This is a genomic window from Pseudomonas sp. McL0111, assembly GCF_052567255.1.
Window position 1 is genome coordinate 1,429,344 of the sequence record NZ_CP199585.1, and the last position, 21,611, is coordinate 1,450,954.

The following is a 21,611-nucleotide window of genomic DNA, read 5'->3' on the forward strand; positions in this document are numbered from 1 at the left end:
GCTGAAAACCGATAAGATCGCCACAACCTGTCAGGAAAACTCACAGATCCCATGAGCCACGACCTTCCCCCGTTGAACGCCTTGCGTGCGTTCGAAGCCACCGCTCGGCTAAACAGCGTCAGCCAGGCCGCCGAACAACTGCACGTAACCCACGGTGCCGTCAGCCGCCAGCTGAAAGTGCTGGAAGAACACTTGGGCGTCAGCCTGTTCGTCAAGGAAGGACGCGGCCTGAAACTCACAGATGCCGGCACAAGATTGCGCGACGCCAGCGGCGAGGCTTTCGAGCGTTTGCGCAGTGTTTGCGCCGAACTGACGCAAAGCACCGCTGATGCGCCGTTCGTCCTGGGCTGCTCCGGTAGCTTGCTCGCACGCTGGTTCATCCCGCGCCTGGGACGGCTCAATGCTGACTTGCCGGACTTGCGCCTGCACTTGTCCGCGGGAGAAGGCGATCTCGATCCACGCCGCCCGGGGCTCGACGCTTTGTTGCTGTTCGCCGAACCGCCATGGCCGGCCGACATGCAGGTCTATGAACTGGCCAGCGAGCGTATCGGCCCAGTGATGAGCCCGATGTTCAGCGGCTACCAGCGGTTACAAGCCGCGCCAGCCGAAGCGTTGCTCAACGAACCGTTGCTGCACACCACATCGCGCCCGCAGGCCTGGCCAAGCTGGGCACAGCAAAACCACCTCGACGCCAAGGCGTTGAAGTTGGGACAGGGTTTCGAGCATTTGTATTATTTGCTGGAGGCGGCGGTGGCAGGGCTTGGCGTGGCGATTGCCCCTGAGCCGCTGGTGACCGAAGACTTGAAGGCCGGTCGCCTGGTTGCGCCGTGGGGCTTTTGTGAAACCCCGGCGCAACTGGCGTTGTGGCTACCCAAGCGCGCCGCAGACGGACGCGCCCGGCAATTGGCGCAGTGGCTCAAACAAGAGCTGCGCCAGACGGATCACTCGCCGCGTTTGAACAGCAAGTAAGCGGCCAGCAGCCCCAGTGCACCGACTGCCACGCCGGCAGTCGTCCACGGATGTTCCTGCGCGTAATCACGGGTGGCGATCCCGGTCTCGCGGGTTTTGACTTTGACTTCTTCGTAAGCATCGCTGAGCAGGTGACGCGAATGTTTCAGCGCACTTTCAGCATTGCCTTTCAGCGCCTTGAGGGTCTTGCGCGACTCGTCCGAGGCGTCGTCTTTGAGGCTTTCCAACGATTTGAGCAGACTCTCGATCTCGGCTTCCATGCTTTGCAACGAGGCTTTACGTAAAGAGGTGTTGGCCATGGTGGCTCTCCTGCATTGGTGATGAGTGGCGTGTGTTGTTTGGGACTTCGCAGGTTTGAGAAAGTGCAGAAATTCTGAACTTCACCTCGCTGCGGGCCGACCAAATCAATACCCGGAATCACTGCTAGGCTGTAATTCAGCCACCAAGGAGATCGTTATGAGTGACCATCACACGTACAAAAAAGTCGAGCTGGTCGGTTCATCCCCCAGCAGCATCGAAGACGCCATCAACAACGCACTGGCCGAAGCCAGCAAGAGCATCAAGCATCTGGAATGGTTTGAAGTGATCGACACTCGCGGTCATATCAAAGATGGCAAGGCCGCACACTTTCAGGTAACCCTGAAAGTCGGTTTCCGGATTGCCAGCAGCTGATATTGAACTACGCTTCTGAACTTGCGCGCTGGCCGAGTGCCATAGGAATGGCAAAGCGCTATAGGGTGAGCGCATCGGGTAGATGACTCGATGCCCGCCTCTTTTAATCCGACCAGGGAGTGCGACCGATGAAGAAGTTTATATTGGCAGTAGGTTTGTTGAGCCTTGCGGGTGGTGCGTTTGCTGCCGGCAAGCCATGTGAAGAGCTGAAAAGCGAGATCGCGGCGAAAATCGATGCCAAAGGGGCAAAGAACTATTCGCTGGAAATTGTCGATAAAGGTGCAGCCGCAGACGGCAAGGTCGTCGGCAAATGCGAAGGTGGCGCCAAGGAAATCGTCTACAAACGCGGCTGATCGCGCCTGAAATGCAAAAGCCGACGCAAATGCGTCGGCTTTTTTGTGAGCACTGTAATCCCACCTTCTGTGGCGAGGGAGCTTGCTCCCGCTGGACTGCGCAGCAGGCCCTTTTTTGATTCAGCATTGGGGCCGCTTCGCGACCCAGCGGGAGCAAGCTCCCTCGCCACAGTTTTTTAATCACTCAACGTCTGTATTAGCCCTTCATCACCTGCGACAACAACTCGTAGGAATGCAGGCGATCAGCGTGCTCATACAGATCGCAGGTAAAGATCAGCTCATCCGCCTGAGTCTGTTCAACCAGCACTTCCAGCTTCGCCCGGATTTTCTGCGGACTGCCGACCATCGCCAAACCCAGGAAATCACCCACCGCTTCACGCTCATGCGGCAGCCACAGACCTTCCATGGTTTTCACGGGCGGGCGCTGCACCAGGCTCTGTCCACGCATCAACGCAAGAATGCGCTGGTACACCGAGGTCGCCAGATAATCAGCTTGCTCGTCGGTATCCGCCGCCACCAGCGGCACGCCGAGCATCACGTAGGGCTTGTCGAGCACTGCCGACGGCTTGAAGTGATTGCGGTAGACGCGAATCGCCTCGTGCATGAAACGCGGCGCGAAATGTGAGGCAAAGGCGTAAGGCAAACCGCGCTCGCCAGCCAATTGCGCACTGAACAGACTGGAACCGAGCAGCCAGATTGGCACATTGGTGCCGGTACCCGGCATCGCGATCACGCGCTGATCCGGGGTTCGCGGGCCGAGGAAGCGCACCAGTTCGGCAACGTCTTCGGGGAAATCGTCAGCACTGCCGGAACGCTCACGGCGCAAGGCGCGCGCGGTCAACTGGTCGGAGCCGGGCGCACGACCGAGGCCGAGGTCGATACGTCCCGGGTACAGGCTTTCGAGAGTGCCGAACTGCTCGGCGATCACCAGCGGCGCATGGTTGGGCAGCATCACCCCCCCGGAGCCGACGCGAATGCTCGACGTCCCGCCAGCCAGATAACCCAGCAATACCGAGGTCGCGGAACTGGCAATGCCGTCCATGTTGTGGTGCTCGGCGACCCAGAAACGGGTGTAGCCGAGTTTCTCGACATGCTGGGCCAGATCCAGCGAATTGCGCAGCGACTGCGCGGGGCTGCCGTTCTCGCGGACCGGCACCAGATCGAGGGTGGAAAACTTAACGTCGGACAGTTGCTTCATGAACCTGCTTCTCCGAATGGGGTGCAGGTTTTTTCTTGCGAACGAAAACCTGCCGAATTCATAGGCGTGTTCATTGCAATAAGGGCATATACCCGAGTTTCAATAGCAGAGCGAAAAAACCTACTAAAAAAGTCAACGATTCAGACAGGCTGAACTTTGCTCCCGCGTCTATCCTCAGAAGCCTTGCAAGCTAAAACCACGACGGCGCGGCGTTCCGCGCCAGATTTTGAGGAGGTACACATGGCTATCGTGAAAAAAGCATCCGCACATTGGGCTGGTGATCTGAAAACCGGTATCGGCTCGATTTCCACCGAGACCGGCGTCCTCAGAGAAGCACCCTACGGCTTCAAGGCGCGCTTCGAGGGCGGCAAGGGCACCAACCCGGAAGAGCTGATCGGTGCGGCGCATGCCGGCTGTTTCTCCATGGCATTTTCGATGATTCTTGGCGATGCCGGCCTCAAGGCCGAGTCGATCGACACCAGCGCCGAGGTCACTCTGGATCAGGTCGAAGGCGGCTTTGCGATCACCGCGGTGAAGCTGATTCTCAAAGCGAAGATTCCGGGGGCGACCCAGGCGCAGTTTGATGAGCTGAGCAAAAAGGCCAAGGAAGGATGCCCGGTATCCAAGGTGCTGAATGCGCAGATCAGCCTGGAAGCGACGCTGGTCAGTTGATTTTCGGACACTTTGAATAAGGCGTTGCCAGCGCTGACGCCTTCGCTGGCAAGCCAGCTCCCACAGGGATTTGTGTTAGACACGGTCAATGTGGGAGTGGGCTTGCCCGCGAAGGCAATCTAACAACCACCACAATGCTTGAAAGTGTCAGCTAAAGATGTGAGCAAAGTCAGCACCCGCTCAGCCAAAATATGCTCGAATAAGCACCAGCAGTTTCAGCGCATGACCATGCGCGCTGCTTTCAGGGAGCTTCACCATGAAACGTATTGGCTTGGCGATTCTGTGCAGTGCATTGGCCACATCGGTTCTTGCGGCACCCAAAGACTGCGAAGAACTGAAGAACGAGATCGAAGTAAAGATTCAGGCCAACGCCGTGCCTTCCTACACCCTTGAGATCGTGAGCAAGGAAGAGGCGGACAAACACGACGTGGCCATGGTTGTCGGTACCTGCGACTACGGCACCAAAGCGATCATCTATCAGAAGAACGGCAACTGATTCGACTCAGATGATGCAATTGACGTCGCGATCCTCGGCGACGATTTCGCGCTTGCTGTTATAAAGCCGGGCGCTCGGCGTGAACGCCAGCGAACGACCTTCCAGCGTATAGCGCTGCCCGGCCTCGAAATGGTCATAGCGAATGTACAGATAGCACAGACGCTCGACCGGGCCGGTCATCAGACCGCCGCCACCACCGAACACTTCGAAGTCGAAACGCACCCGCAGCTCATGGCTGCCGGGGGTGACCTGAAAAAAACGCCCGTCACTCAAACGTACATTGTCCAGGCGTTCCGCCATGAGCAATTTGCCGCCCGGTGTCGGCGTCGAGAAATCGACCCAGGCCATTTGCGGATCGACCGGTGGCAACGGCGTCTGGCAACCGGCAATCACGCCGACCGCGAGCAACAGCATCAACTTGCGCATGTTGGATGTCCCATGATTCGGACATCCAGCATAACGCCGATCAGGTGCGCTGACAGCCTGCCGGTGTGCCTTGGCCTACGACGTTGCGCTGCTCATCGTAGAGCTTGGCCCAAGGCCTGAAACCGATACTTCCCGCTTGCAACTGATAGCGCTGCCCGGCATTGAAATCCTTGAATTTGAGGTTCAGCTGACAATCGCGCCACAGCGGTTCGGCGTCGGGGCCGATGTTGGTCGCCTGCACCGGGAACTGATAACGCACGGTCAGTTGATGGCTACCGGGCTGCACTTCGAAATAACGCTTGTCCACAGCCGCTTTGTCATCGACCTCCAGCGCTTGCAGCGCGGTGTCCTGCTGCCGGGCATCCAGATCGATCCAGGCTTGCGTGGGGTCAGGTGCGGGCATACCGAACCCGGCACAACCGGTCAGCGTCAGCAGGCCCGTGGTCAGTAGCAACTTGCGCATAGCGGAGCTCCATTTGGCGGGATAGTCTTGCGGGCAGACTCTCCAGGGAATTTTTTATTTTGATCAGGCCGCTTCCAAGCCATCGGTTACTTGATCGTGTTTTTCGGGTTTTGTTTCCGGGTGTGATGCTTTTGCTGCTCAACGGTTGCTCCAGCGTCAGCTACTACAGCCAGTTGGCTGACGGTCAGCTGCAATTGCTGCGGGCGCGTGAGCCGGTAACGAAGGTGATCGCCGACCCGAGCCGCGACGCCAAATTGCGTGCGCATCTGATCCAGTCACAAAAGGCTCGGGATTTCGCCAGCGAGCATTTGCACCTGCCGGACAACCAGAGTTATCGCCTGTACGCCGACATCGGCCGCCCGTTTGTGGTGTGGAACGTGTTCGCCACCCCGGAGTTTTCCCTGACCCCGCAAAACCATTGCTTCCCGATTGCCGGGTGTGTGGCCTATCGCGGCTACTACAGCCAGAGCGGGGCGCGAGGTGAAGCGGCGCTCCAGCGCTTGCGGGGGATGGACGTGTCGATTGGCGGCGTCGAGGCTTACTCGACCCTCGGCTGGTTCAACGACCCGATCATCAACACGATGCTGGGCTGGGGCGACGAGCGTGTGGCCACGCTGATTTTTCATGAACTGGGGCATCAGCGCTTTTATGTGCAGGACGACACCGAGTTCAACGAGTCCTTCGCCACCTTCGTCGAGCAGGAAGGTACGCGCCAATGGCGGGCGTTTCGCGGGCTGCCAGCGGACAAGGGTTCGCAGATAATCCAGCGTGATCAGTTTATTGAGCTGGTGCTGGATACCCGTTCACGGCTGGAAAAGCTTTATGCACAACCGTTGCCGGCGCCGCAGATGCGTGAGCGCAAAGCGGCGGAGTTCGAACGGTTCCGGCAGGACTACCGGGCGATGCGTGATAGCCAGTGGGGCGGGGACAAGCGTTACGACGCTTGGGTCAATGCGCCGCTGAACAATGCGCGGCTGTTGCCGTTTGGTCTGTATGACCAATGGGTGCCGGCGTTTGCGGCGTTGTTCAGGCAGGTGGATGGGGATTGGGTGAGGTTTTTTGCCGAGGTCGAGAAGCTGGGCGGATTGCCGGTCGGGGAACGCAAGGCTGCATTGAAAGCCTTGGCAAAATCATAATTTTCCAGTGACTCAATAGGCCTCATCGCTGGCAAGCCAGCTCCCACAGGGATTGCGGTGAGCCTGAGCTCACCGTTCACCTTTGAAGGCTGGATTGCCAACTCCAAAAGGAATTGGGTGAGCCTGAGCTCACCGCTCACCCTGTGGGAGCTGGCTTGCCAGCGATAGCGGACTGATCAGCGCTGCAAAAATGCCTGATGCAACTCGGCCAGTGTCTCGAAGTGATAGGCCGGTGCCTCGGCGCTCAATTCTTCATGGCTACCAAACCCATAACCAACAGCCGCCGCATCCAGCCCGTTACTGCGCGCACCGATCAAGTCGTGTTTGCGGTCACCAATCATCAATGTGTTAGCCGGGTCCAGCCCTTCTTCCGCCATCAGGTGCGCAATCAGCTCGACCTTGTTGGTGCGAGTGCCATCCAGCTCGCTGCCGTAAATCACTTTGAAATGCCGGGCGAAATCAAAATGCCGGGCGATTTCCCGGGCGAACTCCCACGGCTTGGACGTGGCGATGTACAACTGCCGCCCCTGGCCGGCGAGGGTTTCCAGCAGCGGCGTGACACCGTCGAAAACGCGGTTCTCGTACAAACCAGTGACCTTGAAGCGCTCACGGTAAAAATTCACCGCCTCCCAGGCCTTCGCTTCGTCGAAGTCATAGAACTGCATGAACGCCTGCAACAGCGGCGGGCCGATGAAGTGTTCGAGTTTGGTCAGGTCCGGCTCATCGATACCCAGTTTACCCAAGGCGAACTGAATGGAGCGGGTAATGCCCTCACGCGGGTCGGTCAAGGTGCCATCGAGGTCGAACAGTACGGTCTGGTAATGCATGAGAAATCCTGAGCAGGTGTAAGTCGATTCAGAGCTGGTCGTAGCCTTCGGCCAGATGCAGATCCTTGAGCTTCACGTAGTTCGCCGCGCTGTAGGTGAAAAAGGCGCGCTCCTTGTCGGTCAGTGGCCGGATCTGCTTCACCGGGCTGCCGACATAAAGGAAGCCACTTTCCAGCCGCTTGCCCGGCGGTACCAGGCTGCCGGCGCCAATGATCACATCGTCCGCAACCACCGCACCGTCCATGACAATGCTGCCCATGCCGATCAGCACGCGGCTGCCGACCGTGCAGCCATGCAGCATGACTTTGTGCGCAATGGTCACATCATCGCCGATCAGCAACGGAAAACCGTCCGGGTTGAACGGGCCGGCGTGGGTAATGTGCAGCACGCAGCCATCCTGCACGCTGGTGCGCGCACCGATACGGATGCGGTGCATGTCGCCGCGAATGACGGTCAGCGGCCAGACGGAGCTGTCTTCACCGATTTCAACGTCGCCGATCACCACCGCCGAGCCGTCGACAAACGCGCCTTTGCTCAACTGCGGGGTATGGTTCTGGTACTTGCGAAGGGACACGATTAGTTCTCTCTCTGTCGCCGATAGCTGCGGTGAGTGTCGATTGTAATTAAGATGGGCGCATGTTTCTTCCAGCCAAGGTGCCAACCGTGAGCGTGAACAACCCTCTTCTGCAGTCCTACGACCTGCCGCCGTTCTCCACGATCCGTGCCGAACACGTATTGCCGGCCATCGAAACCATCCTGGCTGACAACCGCGCCGCCATCACCGAAATCCTCAAGACCCAAGTGCAGAACCCGACATGGGCCGGCCTGGTACTGGCGATGGACGAACTCAATGACCGCCTCGGCGCCGCGTGGAGCCCGGTCAGCCACCTCAACGCCGTGCGCAACAGCGCCGAGCTGCGTGAGGCCTACGAGTCGTGCCTGCCAGCCCTGAGCGCCTACTCCACCGAGATGGGCCAGAACCGTGAGCTGTTCCAGGCTTATGAAGCACTGGCCAACAGCCCGGAAGCTGCCGGTTTCGACGTGGCGCAGAAGACTATTCTGGAACACGCCCTGCGCGACTTCCGTTTGTCGGGTATCGATCTGCCGGAAGCCGAACAGAAACGCTACGCCGAAGTGCAGAGCAAACTGTCGGAGCTGGGCAGCCGTTTCTCCAACCAACTGCTCGACGCCACCCAGGCCTGGACCAAGCACGTCACCGACGAAGCGGCACTCGCCGGCCTGACCGATTCGGCCAAGGCGCAAATGGCTGCCGCCGCACAGGCCAAAGACCTCGAAGGCTTCCTGATCACTCTGGAATTCCCCAGCTACTTCGCGGTGATGACCTACGCCCACGACCGTGCACTGCGCGAAGAAGTCTACGCCGCCTACTGCACCCGCGCGTCGGATCAAGGCCCGAACGCCGGTCAGAACGACAATGGCCCGGTGATGGAAGAAATCCTCGACCTGCGTCAGGAGCTGGCAAAACTGCTGGGCTTCGCCAGTTTCTCCGAGCTGAGCCTGGCGACGAAAATGGCCGAGTCCAGCGATCAGGTGCTGAGCTTCCTGCGTGATCTGGCCAAGCGCAGTAAACCGTTCGCCGCGCAGGATCTGCAACAGCTCAAGGCGTACGCCGCCGAGCAGGGTTGCGCCGATCTGCAAAGCTGGGACAGCGGTTTCTACGGGGAAAAACTCCGAGAACAACGCTACAGCGTCGCTCAGGAAACCCTGCGCGCCTACTTCCCGATCGATAAAGTTCTCGGCGGTCTGTTCGCCATCGTTCAGCGTCTGTACGGCATCGAGATCGCCGAACAGAAAGGCTTCGACACCTGGCACCCGGACGTGCGCCTGTTCGAGATCAAGGAAAACGGCCAGCACGTCGGCCGCTTCTTCTTCGACCTGTACGCCCGCGCCAACAAACGCGGCGGTGCATGGATGGACGGCGCCCGTGACCGTCGCCGCACCATTGACGGTGTGCTGCAAAGCCCGGTGGCCAATCTGGTGTGCAACTTCACTCCGGCCGACAGCGGCAAACCTGCGCTGCTGACCCACGATGAAGTCACCACCCTGTTCCACGAATTCGGCCACGGCCTGCATCACCTGCTGACCCGCGTCGAGCATGCCGGCGTGTCCGGCATCAACGGCGTGGCGTGGGATGCGGTCGAACTGCCAAGTCAGTTCATGGAGAACTGGTGCTGGGAGCCGGAAGGCCTGGCGCTGATCTCCGGTCACTACGAAACCGGCGAACCGCTGCCACAAGACCTGCTGGAAAAAATGCTCGCGGCGAAGAACTTCCAGTCCGGCCTGATGATGGTGCGCCAACTGGAGTTTTCGCTGTTCGACTTCGAACTGCACGCCACCCACGGTGACGGTCGCAGCGTGGCACAAGTGCTCGAAGGCGTCCGTGACGAAGTCTCGGTAATGCGCCCACCGGCGTACAACCGCTTCCCGAACAGCTTCGCGCACATCTTTGCCGGCGGTTACGCGGCAGGCTATTACAGCTACAAGTGGGCTGAAGTGCTGTCGGCCGACGCCTTCTCGAAATTCGAAGAAGACGGCGTGCTCAACGCTGAAACCGGTCGCGCCTTCCGCGAAGCAATTCTGGCGCGTGGTGGTTCACAGGCACCGATGGTGCTGTTCGTCGACTTCCGTGGTCGTGAGCCGTCGATTGACGCACTCTTGCGCCACAGCGGTCTGAGTGAGGACGCGGCAGCATGAGCGAGGGGCCAGTGATTACCAAGAAGCGCTTTATCGCCGGGGCAGTCTGCCCGGCGTGCAGCGAGCCGGATCGGCTGATGATGTGGAACGAAGACTCAGTGCCACATCGCGAATGCGTGGCCTGCGGTTATGCCGACACGCTGAATGAACAGGGGCTGTCAGTGCCCAAGGAACTGGGCACGCGGGTCAATACCAGCGCGCTCAAGCCTGCACCGGACAAGAAAGTCCAGGCGGTGCAGTTTTTCCCTAATCCGAAACTGAAGAAAAAACCTGACGAGCAACACTGAGTCGGCAGATAACCTTCCACGGCGCAATGCCGTGGAAGGTTCGACTCACTTGACGTTGCTGGACTGGAACCAGCTCTTCATCGAGCAGGTGGCGAAGGCGCTGGTGCTGCAATCACCATTGGCCAACGCAGTACGCAATTTTTCGACATCCGCCTGCATCATGTAGCGAATACCGTCCTTGAAGTGGCTGCTGTCGCCAAAACCGCCTTGCGTCATTTCGCTCAAGGCATCTTCTTTGCTCCAGCCCTGAACCACCACGCGGTACATCGCCGCCATCAGACCGGTACGGTCGGAGCCATGTTTGCAGTGCATCAGCACCGGGCCGTTAGCCTCGGCACTCTGGATGGCGCGCAATGTCTTGAGCACATCACTGTCATCCACATGATTGGTGCGATACGGCAGCTGCACCTGATTGATATCCGGCGCCTTCAACCAGGACGAGTCCTCTTCCGGCAGGAAGTTGATGACCGTTCCGACCTTGAGTTTTTGCAGCAACGGCACGGCGCCGCTGTCAGGCAGTGCGCTGCGATACAACGTCGGGGACATCTGGAACAGGTTGTATTGCGCCTCCACCGGCTGCGCCCATTCCGCAGGACGCGGAGTGACCTCAGCGGCCTGGGCCGGCATCAGGTGCAGCATTGCAACAAACGACAAACAGATAGCAGGGAAAAGACGCAGTCGAGACATGCTGGGGTGACCGTATGGGATTCATCAGTGATGGGCTCGCAGCTTCGACCTCGGGCAGTCAAAGGCCTGTGAGCCAATCGTCAAAGAATCGTGAATTGCAGCGGATTAAGCGGGACTTGGTCGAAAATTCAGGCTTTTTTCCGCTGAATCGGTTCATCACGATGGGTAGCCTGCTACCATTTGTCACATCATGTTGCAGACGTGTCCCCCTTTTCCCGGTCATCACGGCCGCGTCTCGACAAATAACCCTGAAGCCATTCGCAGAAATGGCTGAAAACCATCAATGCCTGATGAGGTGCATCCCCATGTCTGATCAAGATCAAGACAACCCGCGGCGTGATTTTTTACGCAAATCCCTGACCCTGATCCCCGTGGTCACCCTCGCCGGGACCGGACTGGGCAGCAGCATGCTGCAAGCCGCGCCAGAAGCCGCGCCCGCAGCACCAAAGGCGCAAGCAGTTCGCGCCGACGCCGGCACTTATCAGCCGAGTTACTTCACTGCCGAAGAATGGGCGTTTATCAATGCCGCCGTGGCGCAGTTGATCCCCAATGACGCCCAAGGCCCGGGTGCTCTCGAAGCCGGCGTGCCGGAATACATCGATCGTCAGATGAACACCCCGTATGCCGCTGGTGCCCTCTGGTACATGCAAGGCCCGTTCAATGCCGACGCCGCACCCGAGATGGGCTGGCAGAGCAAACTGGTGCCCAAAGAGATCTATCGCCTGGGCATTGCCGCCACGGATCAGTGGACGAAATCCCTCAACGGCAAAACATTTGCGCAACAAGACAGCGCTACCCGAGACGATCTGCTGAAGCAGCTCGAAGCCGGAAAACCGCAATTCGATGCCGTTCCAGCAACGATTTTCTTCAACCTGTTACTGCAAAACACCAAGGAAGGGTTCTTCTGCGACCCGATCCACGGCGGCAATAAAGGCATGGTCGGCTGGACCATGATCGGCTTCCCCGGCGCCCGCGCCGATTTCATGGATTGGGTGGAACGCAACGAGCAATACCCCTTCCCGGCAGTTTCGATTCGCGGCGAGAGGGCTTGAGCATGGCAACGGTAATGAAAAAGGTCGATGCGGTGATCGTCGGTTTCGGCTGGACGGGCGCGATCATGGCCAAAGAGCTGACCGAGGCCGGGCTCAACGTACTGGCGCTCGAGCGCGGGCCGATGCAGGACACCTACCCTGACGGCAACTATCCGCAGGTGATCGACGAACTGACCTACAGCGTGCGGAAAAAACTCTTCCAGGACATTTCCAAAGAGACCGTCACCATTCGCCATAGCGTCAATGACATCGCCCTGCCGAACCGCCAGTTGGGCGCGTTCCTGCCGGGCAATGGTGTGGGCGGTGCCGGTTTGCACTGGTCAGGCGTGCACTTTCGCGTCGATCCAATTGAACTGCGCATGCGCAGTCATTACGAAGAGCGCTACGGCAAAAGCTTTATTCCCAAGGACATGACCATCCAGGACTTCGGCGTCAGCTATGAAGAGCTGGAACCGTTCTTCGATTACGCCGAAAAAGTCTTTGGCACTTCGGGCCAGGCATGGACGGTGAAAGGTCAGTTGGTCGGTCAGGGCAAGGGCGGCAACCCGTACGCTCCGGATCGCTCCAACCCGTTCCCGCTGGAAGCACAGAAAAACACCGTGTCGGCACAGCTGTTCGGCAAAGCGGCTACTGAAGTCGGTTACAAACCCTACAACCTGCCGTCCGCCAATACTTCCGGGCCGTACACCAATCCCTACGGCGCACAGATGGGCCCGTGCAACTTCTGCGGATTTTGCAGTGGTTACGTCTGCTACATGTATTCCAAAGCCTCGCCGAACGTGAACATTCTGCCGGCGCTGAAGCCGTTGCCGAATTTCGAACTGCGGGCCAATTCCCACGTGCTGCGGGTCAATCTCGACAGCACCAAGACCAAAGCCACGGGCGTGACCTACATCGATGGTCAGGGCCGGGAAATCGAGCAACCGGCGGATCTGGTGATCCTCGGTGCCTTCCAGTTCCATAACGTGCGCTTGATGCTGCTCTCCGGTATCGGCAAGCCGTACGACCCGATCAGCGGCGAAGGCGTGGTCGGCAAGAACTTCGCTTACCAGAACATGGCCACCATCAAGGCGTTTTTCGACAAGGACACCCACACCAACAACTTCATCGGTGCCGGCGGCAACGGCGTGGCGATCGATGACTTCAACGCCGACAACTTCGACCACGGGCCGCATGGTTTTGTCGGCGGCTCGCCGATGTGGGTCAACCAGGCAGGCAGCCGGCCGATTGCCGGTACGTCCAACCCGCCGGGCACTCCGGCCTGGGGCAGCGACTGGAAACGCGCGACGGCCGATTACTACACCCATCAGGTGTCGATGGACTCTCACGGTGCGCATCAGTCCTACCGTGGCAACTACCTGGATCTGGACCCGGTTTATCGTGATGCCTACGGCCTGCCGCTGCTGCGGATGACCTTCGACTGGCAGGAAAACGACATCAAGATGAATCGCTTCATGGTCGAAAAAATGGGCAAGGTTGCCGAAGCGATGGGCCCGAAAGCCATTGCAGTGATCGGCAAGAAAGTCGGCGACCACTTCAACACCGCGTCCTATCAGACCACCCACCTTAACGGTGGCGCGATCATGGGCACCGACCCGAAAACCAGTGCTCTGAACCGCTACTTGCAGTGCTGGGACGTGCACAACGTTTTCGTGCCTGGTGCGTCAGCTTTCCCACAAGGTCTGGGCTACAACCCTACGGGTCTGGTCGCTGCACTGACGTACTGGTCAGCCAGAGCGATCCGCGAGCAATACCTGAAAAACCCCGGCCCGCTGGTTCAGGCTTAAGGAGCGATGACCATGAAGAATCTCGTTATCGCGACGTTGGCACTGCTCGGCAGTGCAACCCTGTACGGCGCCGAAGCTGATCAAACCTTGATCAAACACGGCGAATACCTCGCCCGTGCCGGTGACTGTGTGGCCTGTCACACCGCCAAGGACGGCAAGCCGTTCGCCGGTGGCCTGCCGATGGAAACGCCAATCGGCACGATCTACTCGACCAACATTACCCCGGATAAAACCGGTATCGGTGATTACAGCTTCGAGGATTTCGATCAGGCGGTACGCCATGGTGTCGCCAAAAACGGCAGCACGCTTTACCCGGCGATGCCGTATCCGTCCTACGCCCGTGTCAATCAAGACGACATGAAAGCGCTTTACGCGTATTTCCTGCACGGCGTCGAGCCGGTGGCGCAAGAGAACAAGACCAGCGACATTCCATGGCCACTGAGCATGCGCTGGCCGCTGATGGGTTGGCGCTGGATGTTTGCACCGAAGGTCGAGGACTACAAAGCAACGTCGGATGATCCGGTGATCAGCCGTGGGGCTTATCTGGTCGAAGGACTAGGACATTGCGGCGCGTGCCATACGCCACGTGCCCTGACCATGCAGGAAAAATCCCTGAGCGCGGCCGATGGCAAAAACTTCCTCGCCGGCAGTGCGCCGCTGGAAGGCTGGATCGCCAAGAGCCTGCGCGGCGACCACAAGGATGGCCTCGGCGGCTGGAGCGAAGAGCAACTGGTGCAGTTCCTCAAAACCGGACGCAGTGATCGCAGTGCAGTATTCGGCGGCATGAGCGATGTGGTCACCCACAGCATGCAATACATGACCGACGCCGATCTGACCGCGATTGCCCGCTATCTCAAGTCGCTGCCGGCCAATGACCCGGCCGATCAACCGCATCAGTACGATGAGAAAGCCGCCAAAGCCCTGTGGAACGGCGACGACAGCCAACGCGGTGCGTCGGTGTACATCGACAACTGCGCGGCCTGCCACCGCACCGATGGTCACGGCTACACCCGGGTGTTCCCGGCGCTGGCGGGCAATCCGGTGCTGCAATCGGAAGACCCGACCTCGCTGATCAACATCGTGCTCAAGGGCGGGACTTTGCCGGCCACGCACACCGCACCGTCGACCTTCACCATGCCGGCGTTCGCCTGGCGGTTGTCGGATCAGGAAGTGGCGGATGTGGTGAGTTTCATTCGTGGCAGTTGGGGCAACAAGGGCGCGTCGGTCAAAGCTGACGAGGTCAGCCGTTTGCGAACCAGTGACATGAAGACTACGTCGACAGATGATCTTGGTCAGGTTACTCATAGCAACTAATAAAAAACCTGCCCGCATAATTGCGGGCAGGTTTTATTTGTGCACACTGTATCTATGGCAGCGTCGTAATATCAATCATGGATTCATGATATTTACATAAGCCTTGGCAAGTGCCAGCAACTTGGCCTTGTCATCTGCATCAATATCACCGTCACCATCAATATCTTTTTCATTGGGTATATCGAACGTCTTACCGGCGTCATAAGAAGAGGCGATGATAATCCGAGAGTCCAGCAGGGATTCGGTCGACACGGCATTCTCTGCGTCCCAACCCGACTCCTTCAACGCAAATTGCATCGAAACCAAAACTTCATAAGGATCAACTATTGACGGACCCAGTTTTTGCAGAAAAATGCCACGTTGATTGAAGTAAGACACATTTAATTCCTTTTAAATATTTAATATCGAAGTTACAACATGGCGGATATTAGCGACTTCGCTGGATTAACGGCTACGTCAAAGGTGTGTCTCGAAATTGCAGTAAAACAAGTGTCAATCTATACCCTGTGTCTGGACAACATTTTCAATGTATTCCAAATCGCCGAACGGCACTGGCAGTTTCCACACACGAGAGATACTGTATGCACATACAGCCATCAGGACGCATCCGATGCACACACCTCTGCCTCTTCGCGGCCGCGGCACCGCCACCAATCCGCACAACCGTTTCGCACCGAGCCGTTCGGTGGCCGAGGATGACGGCTGGTATCAGGAAGTGCCGCTCACCCAAGGCACCGAGGTGATGTTCGAGACGGCGAAAACCATCATCACCCGCAACACTTCGCCGGACCTGCCCTTTGATCGCTCGATCAATCCCTATCGCGGCTGCGAACACGGCTGCATCTACTGTTATGCCCGACCGAGCCACGCCTACTGGGACATGTCGCCGGGGCTGGATTTCGAAACCAGGCTGATCGCCAAAACCAACGCAGCGCAGGTGCTGGAAGAACAGCTGAGTAAAAAAGGCTATCAATGTGCGCCGATCAATCTGGGCTCCAATACCGATCCGTATCAGCCAATCGAGCGCGAACACAAACTGACCCGTCAGACCCTCGAAGTGCTGCTGCGCTATAAACATCCGGTGACCATCGTCACCAAGGGTTCGCTGATCCTGCGTGACCTCGACCTGCTCACGGAACTGGCGCAGCAACGGCTGGTGGCGGTGATGATCAGCCTGACCACGCTGGATGACGAACTCAAACGTATCCTCGAACCTCGCGCCGCTGCGCCCAAGGCACGACTGCGGGCGATCCGGGTGATGCGCGAGGCGGGGATTCCGGTCGGTGTGCTGTGTTCACCGATGATCCCGATGATCAACGACAGCGAAATCGAAAGCCTGCTGACCGAAGCCCACGCGGCCGGCGCACAAAGTGCCGCGTACATGATGCTGCGCCTGCCGCTGGAAGTTGCGCCGCTGTTCGAGGAATGGCTTGAAGCGCACTATCCTCAACGTGCGGCGCATGTGTTGAGCCTGATCCGCCAGAGCCGTGGCGGCGAGCTCTACGACAGCCGTTTCGGCGCGCGGATGCGCGGTGAAGGGCCGTTCGCCGATCTGCTCGCACAGCGTTTCGCCAAGGCGATCAAGCGTCTTGGCCTCAATCATCGTGAGGGCTACAACCTCGACTGCACAGCCTTCTGTCCGCCGGGTCGCCAGATGTCGTTGATTTAGCGACAATTGACCTATGGTTGAGGGGTTGGAATCCTTCCGTCGAAATACCCCAGTCACGTTTTTTGTGACCTGGAACACACGTTCTAGAGCGTTTGATTCAGTTTGAGTTAAGTTTCGACGGCTACCTTGTTCATCGAGTGACTGACGGGTCGGGATGGCCCGGATGGTTTAAACAGCCACTGGCTTCATATCGGAATACAAGGGACGACTCCCTGAATCCGCCAAAGAGGATGAATCATGAGTGACAAGGATAAACAGCCGTTGGCTGCGTCGGCGCAAGCCGTCCCTGGGGCGGAATCCGCCGATGCAGCGCTGCGACATATCGTTGATGGCTTTCTGCATTTTCGTCATGAGGTCTTTCCGCAGCAGGAAGAACTCTTCAAGAAACTCGCCACGGCCCAGTCGCCACGGGCGATGTTCATTACCTGCGCCGACTCGCGCATCGTTCCCGAACTGATCACCCACAGCTCCCCCGGCGATCTGTTCGTGACCCGTAACGTCGGCAACGTCGTGCCGCCTTACGGCCAGATGAACGGCGGTGTTTCCACCGCCATCGAGTACGCGGTACTGGCTCTGGGCGTGCAGCACATCATCATCTGCGGCCATTCCGATTGCGGCGCGATGCGGGCGGTGCTCAATCCCGACAGCCTGGAAAAAATGCCGACGGTCAAAGCCTGGTTACGCCACGCCGAAGTCGCGAAAACCATGGTGCACGACAACTGCAACTGCACCGACGAAAACGAGAGCATGCATATCCTCACCGAGGAAAATGTCATCGCCCAATTGCAGCACTTGCGTACCCATCCTTCGGTAGCCTCGCGCATGGCGAACGGTCATCTGTTCATCCATGGCTGGGTCTACGACATCAAGACCAGTGAAATCAAAGCTTACGACGCGGATCAGGCTCGATTCCTGCCGCTCGATGGCAGCCATCCGATTCCGGTGGCGACGCCCAAAGCGCGCTTCTAAATCTTCCTAAAAATCTGTGTGGTTTGACGCCGGTCGCTGTTTCAGCGGCCAGGCGGAGCCACGCCTGAAGAAAGCTTCGGGAGAATCACCATGCGTGCTGCTCAATTGAAAGCGGTTCTGCCACGGGAGCTGCTGGCTTCGGTGGTTGTGTTTCTGGTCGCCCTGCCGCTGTGCATGGGCATTGCGATTGCGTCAGGGTTGCCACCGGCCAAAGGCTTGATCACCGGGATCATCGGTGGTCTTGTGGTCGGTTGGCTGGCGGGCTCGCCGTTGCAGGTCAGCGGGCCGGCGGCGGGCCTGGCGGTGTTGGTCTTCGAGCTGGTGCGCCAGCACGGGATCGAGATGCTCGGGCCGATTTTGTTGCTGGCGGGTTTTCTGCAACTGGTCGCCGGGCGTCTGAAGCTTGGTTGCTGGTTCCGGGTTACCGCGCCAGCGGTGGTCTACGGCATGCTCGCCGGAATCGGCGTGTTGATCGTGCTGTCGCAGGTGCATGTGATGCTCGATGCCGCGCCAAAACCCTCCGGGCTGGATAACCTCACCGCGTTCCCCGCTGCGGTGGCGCAAGCGCTGCCATCGCTTGGCTGGCAGGCCGGATTGCTCGGGCTGGCGACTATCGCGGTGATGGGGCTGTGGGAAAAATTCCGCCCGCATAAGTTGCGCTTCATTCCCGGAGCGTTGCTTGGGGTCGGGCTGGCGACAGGTGCCAGTCTGCTCTTGGCGTTGCAGGTGAAACGGGTCGAGGTGCCGGCCAATCTGGCGGAAGCCATCGACTGGCTGAAACCTGCGGATCTGCTGAGTCTGGCTGACCCGACGCTGCTGATCGCGGCCTTCGCCGTGGCATTCATCGCCAGTGCCGAAACCCTGCTGTCAGCGGCAGCGGTGGATCGCATGCACAACGGCGTGCGTTCGGACTTTGACCGTGAACTGTCGGCGCAAGGTGTCGGCAATATGCTCTGCGGTCTGGTCGGCGCGCTGCCGATGACCGGGGTGATCGTGCGCAGCTCGGCCAACGTGCAGGCCGGTGCGACTACGCGCTATTCAACGATCTTCCATGGTCTGTGGCTGCTGGCCTTCGTGCTGTTGCTGTCGAGTGTGCTGCAAAGCATTCCGGTGGCGAGTCTGGCGGGGGTGTTGGTCTATACCGGTTTCAAACTGGTCGATATCAAGGCGTTCCGTGGCCTGGGTCGATATGGGCGGATGCCGATGTTCACCTACGCCGCCACGGCGCTGGCGATCATCTTCACTGACCTGTTGACCGGCGTGCTGATCGGTTTCGGCCTGACGCTGGTGAAGCTGGCGTTCAAGGCTTCGCGGCTGAAGATCAGCCTGATCGATCTTCCGCAGGACGGTGAGATGGAGCTGCGTCTGGTGGGGGCGGCGACGTTCCTCAAGGTGCCGACGCTGACTCAGGTGCTGGGCAGCATTCCACCGGGAACGACGGTGCACGTGCCGCTCAATAATCTGAGCTACATCGACCATTCGTGTCTGGAGTTGCTGGAAGAGTGGGGCCGGGCGAATGCGGCCAAGGGGTCGAAACTGGTGATCGAGTCGCGAGGGTTGAAGCGACGGCTTGAAGGGCGGGTTCGGACCAATACCGGGATCGGTGCGGCCGGCTAAATCCCCCAAAACCCTGTGGGAGCTGGCTTGCCAGCGATAGCGGTGAATCAGTCAACAGAGATGTTGATGACCTACCGTAATCGCTGGCAAGCCAGCTCCCACAGGTATTAAAGGTGACTCTGCATTACGCGGCTGGCTGATCCAGCTCCAGACCTACACCCAGGCGGCGCCCCATGCACGGCCAGCGTTTCCACGCGGCGCCGGTGTCCGGGCTGCTGAGTTTTTCGCGGTAGGCTTCGACCGACTCCAGCGCAAAGCTGTCGTCGTCGAGCATGCTGTCCACCGCGTGGTGCACCACTTCGTCCAGTTTGTTGGCAAATTCCTCACCGAGCAATTGGTGAGCAATCAGATTGGCGACCGTCATGTCCAATGGGATCAGTGGCTGGCCGAAATGCTTGATGTACAGGTCGTTGACCTCTTCGACAAAGCGGTGCGCCAGATAGGCTTCGTCCAGCAGACTGTCCAGGCCGACCGGCGGCTGGATGAAGTACTGCTCGGCGATTTTCAGCACCGGTTTGATCTGCGACTCGATTCCCGCTTCCCTGGCGACTTCATTGGCTGCGTCCAGCAGGTCCGGCACTTCGTCGATATAGGCGGAGACAAAACGTGTCAGTACGCCTTCACGATCGGTTTCAGGCAATTGGATTGCCGAGTGTAAATGAGGCAGTTTGGCTTGCAGCTGACGCGTCAGCCGTCCGGTTTCTTGCTCGGTTTGTCGGGCTTTTTGGATCTGCTCGCGCAATGCGGCGGTGTTCATGAAAACTCCAGGAAACAAGGCAATGAAATAGGGAAGACATAAGTTAGCTGGCTTACGAAAAATGCTAAGACGCATTTGTCATAATTATTTCATCCTTGATGCACCTGCGTTATATCGATTTGCCACCACTCGTCTGCATCCTTCTCCATTCGGGCCATGGAACGCAAGTACCAGCTGTTTCAGATGATTTACGTCCGCGCATTGCAATTTCCAGTCGCTGTCTATACTCGCCAATGAATGGAGTTAGCTGATGACGCCCGACTGCACCCGCAGCAAGGCACGGCAAATCAAGTTCGTAGTCTGATGCAGCCGCTCCCTTGCCGCAGGCGAAAGCCGGCGGGATAACAAGAACGATAAGGGGAACCCGCAATGATGCGACATCCACACGTCTGGATGGGCCTCCTGTTGTGGTCGATTTTCAGCCAGGCCAACGCGGCCTGGACTGTGAATATGGCGCCTGGAGCGACTGAAATCAGTCACGCAGTATTCGACCTGCACATGACCATTTTCTGGATCTGTGTGGTGATCGGCATCATCGTCTTCGGCGCCATGTTCTGGTCGATGATTGTGCACCGCCGCTCGACCGGGCAGGTCGCCGCAAAATTCCACGAAAGCACCACCGTCGAAATCCTCTGGACCATCGTACCGTTCGTGATTCTGGTGGCGATGGCCGTTCCGGCGACTGCCACCCTGATCAAGATGTACGACACCAGTGAGCCGGATATCGATATCCAGATCACCGGTTATCAGTGGAAGTGGCATTACAAATACCTGGGCCAGGACGTCGAGTTCTTCAGCAACCTGGCCACTCCCGCCGAGCAGATCCACAACAAGGAAACCAAGGGCGAGCACTACTTGCTCGAGGTCGACAAGCCGCTGGTGCTGCCGACCGGCGCCAAGGTGCGCTTCCTTGTGACCTCGGCCGACGTTATCCACTCGTGGTGGGTGCCAGCCTTTGCGGTCAAGCGCGATGCGATTCCGGGGTTCGTCAACGAAGCCTGGACCCGTGTCGACAAGCCCGGAATCTACCGTGGCCAGTGCGCCGAGCTGTGCGGCAAGGATCACGGCTTCATGCCGATCGTGGTCGAAGTCAAAGAGAAAGCCGACTACGACAAATGGCTCGCCGACCGCAAAGCCGAAGCTGCTCAGCTTAAAGAGCTGACGAGCAAGGAATGGACCCTCGACGAGCTCAAGGAACGTGGCGACAAGATCTACCACACCACGTGCGTCGCCTGTCACCAGGCTGAAGGCCAGGGTCTGCCGCCGATGTTCCCGGCACTCAAAGGCTCGCCGATTGCCACCGGACCGAAAGCCGACCACCTGCACCGCGTGTACTTCGGCAAGCCCGGCACTGCGATGGCAGCGTTCGGCAAGCAGTTGTCGGAAGTCGATATCGCGGCAGTCGTGACCTATGAACGTAACGCCTGGGGCAACAACAAGGGCGACATGGTCACGCCAAAAGAAGTGCTGGAGCTGAAACAGGCGGAAAGCAAATGACCCGGTCTATCGCGCAGGTAATCCATCGGCCGGGGCATCGCGCCCCGA

The 21,611-nt window shown here is 58.7% G+C and carries 24 protein-coding genes; 15 read left to right on the forward strand and 9 right to left on the reverse strand.

The window, feature by feature from the left end:
• Positions 1 to 51: 51 nt before the first annotated feature.
• Positions 52 to 969 (forward strand): LysR family transcriptional regulator, encoded by a 918-nt coding sequence (locus tag ACTWLJ_RS06415; RefSeq protein WP_401216200.1) that lies wholly within the window; start codon positions 52 to 54, stop codon positions 967 to 969.
• On the opposite strand, the gene ACTWLJ_RS06420 is transcribed toward ACTWLJ_RS06415, so the two are convergent.
• Positions 942 to 1,268 carry a DUF883 family protein gene (locus tag ACTWLJ_RS06420; protein WP_401216201.1) on the reverse strand — a complete coding sequence of 109 codons (327 nt, stop codon included), beginning with the start codon at positions 1,266 to 1,268 and terminating at the stop codon, positions 942 to 944. The genes ACTWLJ_RS06415 and ACTWLJ_RS06420 overlap by 28 nt on opposite strands.
• Before the next feature lie 157 nt (positions 1,269 to 1,425).
• On the opposite strand from ACTWLJ_RS06420, the gene ACTWLJ_RS06425 reads away from it, so the two are divergent.
• Complete coding sequence (locus ACTWLJ_RS06425; protein WP_445180267.1) at positions 1,426 to 1,641, forward strand: dodecin; 216 nt, start codon at positions 1,426 to 1,428, stop codon at positions 1,639 to 1,641.
• Between the two features lie 128 nt (positions 1,642 to 1,769).
• On the forward strand, positions 1,770 to 1,994 hold the full coding sequence (locus ACTWLJ_RS06430) for a DUF1161 domain-containing protein (RefSeq protein ID WP_445180268.1): 225 nt from the start codon (positions 1,770 to 1,772) through the stop codon (positions 1,992 to 1,994).
• A gap of 196 nt (positions 1,995 to 2,190) precedes the next feature.
• Here ACTWLJ_RS06430 and ACTWLJ_RS06435 read toward each other — a convergent pair whose 3' ends face one another.
• Positions 2,191 to 3,192 carry an LLM class flavin-dependent oxidoreductase gene (locus ACTWLJ_RS06435; RefSeq protein ID WP_445180269.1) on the reverse strand — a complete coding sequence of 334 codons (1,002 nt, stop codon included), beginning with the start codon at positions 3,190 to 3,192 and terminating at the stop codon, positions 2,191 to 2,193.
• Positions 3,193 to 3,432: 240 nt separating this feature from the next.
• Here ACTWLJ_RS06435 and ACTWLJ_RS06440 point away from each other — a divergent pair, with 240 nt between their 5' ends.
• Positions 3,433 to 3,864: an OsmC family protein gene (locus ACTWLJ_RS06440; RefSeq protein ID WP_445180270.1), complete on the forward strand. Its 432-nt coding sequence runs from the start codon at positions 3,433 to 3,435 to the stop codon at positions 3,862 to 3,864.
• Between the two features lie 256 nt (positions 3,865 to 4,120).
• Positions 4,121 to 4,360: a DUF1161 domain-containing protein gene (locus ACTWLJ_RS06445; protein ID WP_401216206.1), complete on the forward strand. Its 240-nt coding sequence runs from the start codon at positions 4,121 to 4,123 to the stop codon at positions 4,358 to 4,360.
• Positions 4,361 to 4,366: 6 nt separating this feature from the next.
• Here the strand turns inward: ACTWLJ_RS06445 and ACTWLJ_RS06450 are convergent, their stop codons facing one another.
• Positions 4,367 to 4,786 (reverse strand): PA0061/PA0062 family lipoprotein, encoded by a 420-nt coding sequence (locus tag ACTWLJ_RS06450; RefSeq protein WP_445180271.1) that lies wholly within the window; start codon positions 4,784 to 4,786, stop codon positions 4,367 to 4,369.
• Between the two features lie 40 nt (positions 4,787 to 4,826).
• Positions 4,827 to 5,249, reverse strand: a complete 423-nt coding sequence (locus tag ACTWLJ_RS06455; protein WP_445180272.1) for a PA0061/PA0062 family lipoprotein — start codon at positions 5,247 to 5,249, stop codon at positions 4,827 to 4,829.
• Positions 5,250 to 5,308: 59 nt separating this feature from the next.
• Here ACTWLJ_RS06455 and ACTWLJ_RS06460 point away from each other — a divergent pair, with 59 nt between their 5' ends.
• Positions 5,309 to 6,385 (forward strand): aminopeptidase, encoded by a 1,077-nt coding sequence (locus ACTWLJ_RS06460; RefSeq protein ID WP_445180273.1) that lies wholly within the window; start codon positions 5,309 to 5,311, stop codon positions 6,383 to 6,385.
• A 176-nt stretch (positions 6,386 to 6,561) separates the two neighbouring features.
• Here the strand turns inward: ACTWLJ_RS06460 and ACTWLJ_RS06465 are convergent, their stop codons facing one another.
• Positions 6,562 to 7,212 carry an HAD family hydrolase gene (locus ACTWLJ_RS06465; protein WP_445180274.1) on the reverse strand — a complete coding sequence of 217 codons (651 nt, stop codon included), beginning with the start codon at positions 7,210 to 7,212 and terminating at the stop codon, positions 6,562 to 6,564.
• 28 nt (positions 7,213 to 7,240) lie between these two features.
• The gene (locus ACTWLJ_RS06470) at positions 7,241 to 7,786 is read right to left on the reverse strand and encodes a gamma carbonic anhydrase family protein (protein ID WP_445180275.1); all 546 of its coding nucleotides are present in this window, start codon (positions 7,784 to 7,786) and stop codon (positions 7,241 to 7,243) included.
• Positions 7,787 to 7,848: 62 nt separating this feature from the next.
• On the opposite strand from ACTWLJ_RS06470, the gene prlC reads away from it, so the two are divergent.
• Together prlC and ACTWLJ_RS06480 are read left to right on the forward strand one after the other, a co-directional pair.
• Entirely contained in the window at positions 7,849 to 9,927 is a 2,079-nt protein-coding gene (prlC, locus tag ACTWLJ_RS06475; protein WP_445180276.1) for an oligopeptidase A, read from the forward strand.
• A complete protein-coding gene (locus ACTWLJ_RS06480) occupies positions 9,924 to 10,214 on the forward strand; it encodes a YheV family putative zinc ribbon protein (protein WP_401216213.1) in 291 nt (96 codons plus the stop codon). Before prlC ends, ACTWLJ_RS06480 begins: the two co-directional genes overlap by 4 nt.
• 45 nt (positions 10,215 to 10,259) lie before the next feature.
• Here the strand turns inward: ACTWLJ_RS06480 and ACTWLJ_RS06485 are convergent, their stop codons facing one another.
• Positions 10,260 to 10,901, reverse strand: coding sequence for a dual specificity protein phosphatase family protein (locus ACTWLJ_RS06485; RefSeq protein ID WP_445180277.1), 642 nt, complete (start codon positions 10,899 to 10,901; stop codon positions 10,260 to 10,262).
• A 305-nt stretch (positions 10,902 to 11,206) separates the two neighbouring features.
• Here ACTWLJ_RS06485 and ACTWLJ_RS06490 point away from each other — a divergent pair, with 305 nt between their 5' ends.
• Genes ACTWLJ_RS06490 through ACTWLJ_RS06500 form a run of 3 tightly spaced genes read left to right on the forward strand, consistent with a single transcriptional unit; the run spans position 11,207 to position 15,054 of the window.
• Positions 11,207 to 11,953 (forward strand): gluconate 2-dehydrogenase subunit 3 family protein, encoded by a 747-nt coding sequence (locus tag ACTWLJ_RS06490; RefSeq protein WP_401216215.1) that lies wholly within the window; start codon positions 11,207 to 11,209, stop codon positions 11,951 to 11,953.
• Positions 11,954 to 11,955: 2 nt separating this feature from the next.
• The gene (locus ACTWLJ_RS06495) at positions 11,956 to 13,740 is read left to right on the forward strand and encodes a GMC family oxidoreductase (protein ID WP_445180278.1); all 1,785 of its coding nucleotides are present in this window, start codon (positions 11,956 to 11,958) and stop codon (positions 13,738 to 13,740) included.
• A 12-nt stretch (positions 13,741 to 13,752) separates the two neighbouring features.
• On the forward strand, positions 13,753 to 15,054 hold the full coding sequence (locus ACTWLJ_RS06500; RefSeq protein ID WP_445180279.1) for a c-type cytochrome: 1,302 nt from the start codon (positions 13,753 to 13,755) through the stop codon (positions 15,052 to 15,054).
• Between the two features lie 75 nt (positions 15,055 to 15,129).
• Here the strand turns inward: ACTWLJ_RS06500 and ACTWLJ_RS06505 are convergent, their stop codons facing one another.
• The gene (locus ACTWLJ_RS06505; RefSeq protein ID WP_445180280.1) at positions 15,130 to 15,432 is read right to left on the reverse strand and encodes a hypothetical protein; all 303 of its coding nucleotides are present in this window, start codon (positions 15,430 to 15,432) and stop codon (positions 15,130 to 15,132) included.
• A 232-nt stretch (positions 15,433 to 15,664) separates the two neighbouring features.
• Here ACTWLJ_RS06505 and ACTWLJ_RS06510 point away from each other — a divergent pair, with 232 nt between their 5' ends.
• From ACTWLJ_RS06510 to ACTWLJ_RS06520, 3 genes are all read left to right on the forward strand, one after another.
• Positions 15,665 to 16,723, forward strand: coding sequence for a PA0069 family radical SAM protein (locus ACTWLJ_RS06510; RefSeq protein ID WP_445180281.1), 1,059 nt, complete (start codon positions 15,665 to 15,667; stop codon positions 16,721 to 16,723).
• Between the two features lie 237 nt (positions 16,724 to 16,960).
• A complete protein-coding gene (locus ACTWLJ_RS06515) occupies positions 16,961 to 17,692 on the forward strand; it encodes a carbonic anhydrase (RefSeq protein ID WP_401216219.1) in 732 nt (243 codons plus the stop codon).
• Between the two features lie 90 nt (positions 17,693 to 17,782).
• Positions 17,783 to 19,309 (forward strand): SulP family inorganic anion transporter, encoded by a 1,527-nt coding sequence (locus ACTWLJ_RS06520; protein ID WP_445180282.1) that lies wholly within the window; start codon positions 17,783 to 17,785, stop codon positions 19,307 to 19,309.
• Between the two features lie 124 nt (positions 19,310 to 19,433).
• On the opposite strand, the gene ACTWLJ_RS06525 is transcribed toward ACTWLJ_RS06520, so the two are convergent.
• On the reverse strand, positions 19,434 to 20,066 hold the full coding sequence (locus tag ACTWLJ_RS06525) for a hypothetical protein (protein ID WP_401216221.1): 633 nt from the start codon (positions 20,064 to 20,066) through the stop codon (positions 19,434 to 19,436).
• A 369-nt stretch (positions 20,067 to 20,435) separates the two neighbouring features.
• Here ACTWLJ_RS06525 and coxB point away from each other — a divergent pair, with 369 nt between their 5' ends.
• A complete protein-coding gene (coxB, locus tag ACTWLJ_RS06530; protein ID WP_445180283.1) occupies positions 20,436 to 21,563 on the forward strand; it encodes a cytochrome c oxidase subunit II in 1,128 nt (375 codons plus the stop codon).
• Positions 21,564 to 21,611: the final 48 nt, after the last annotated feature.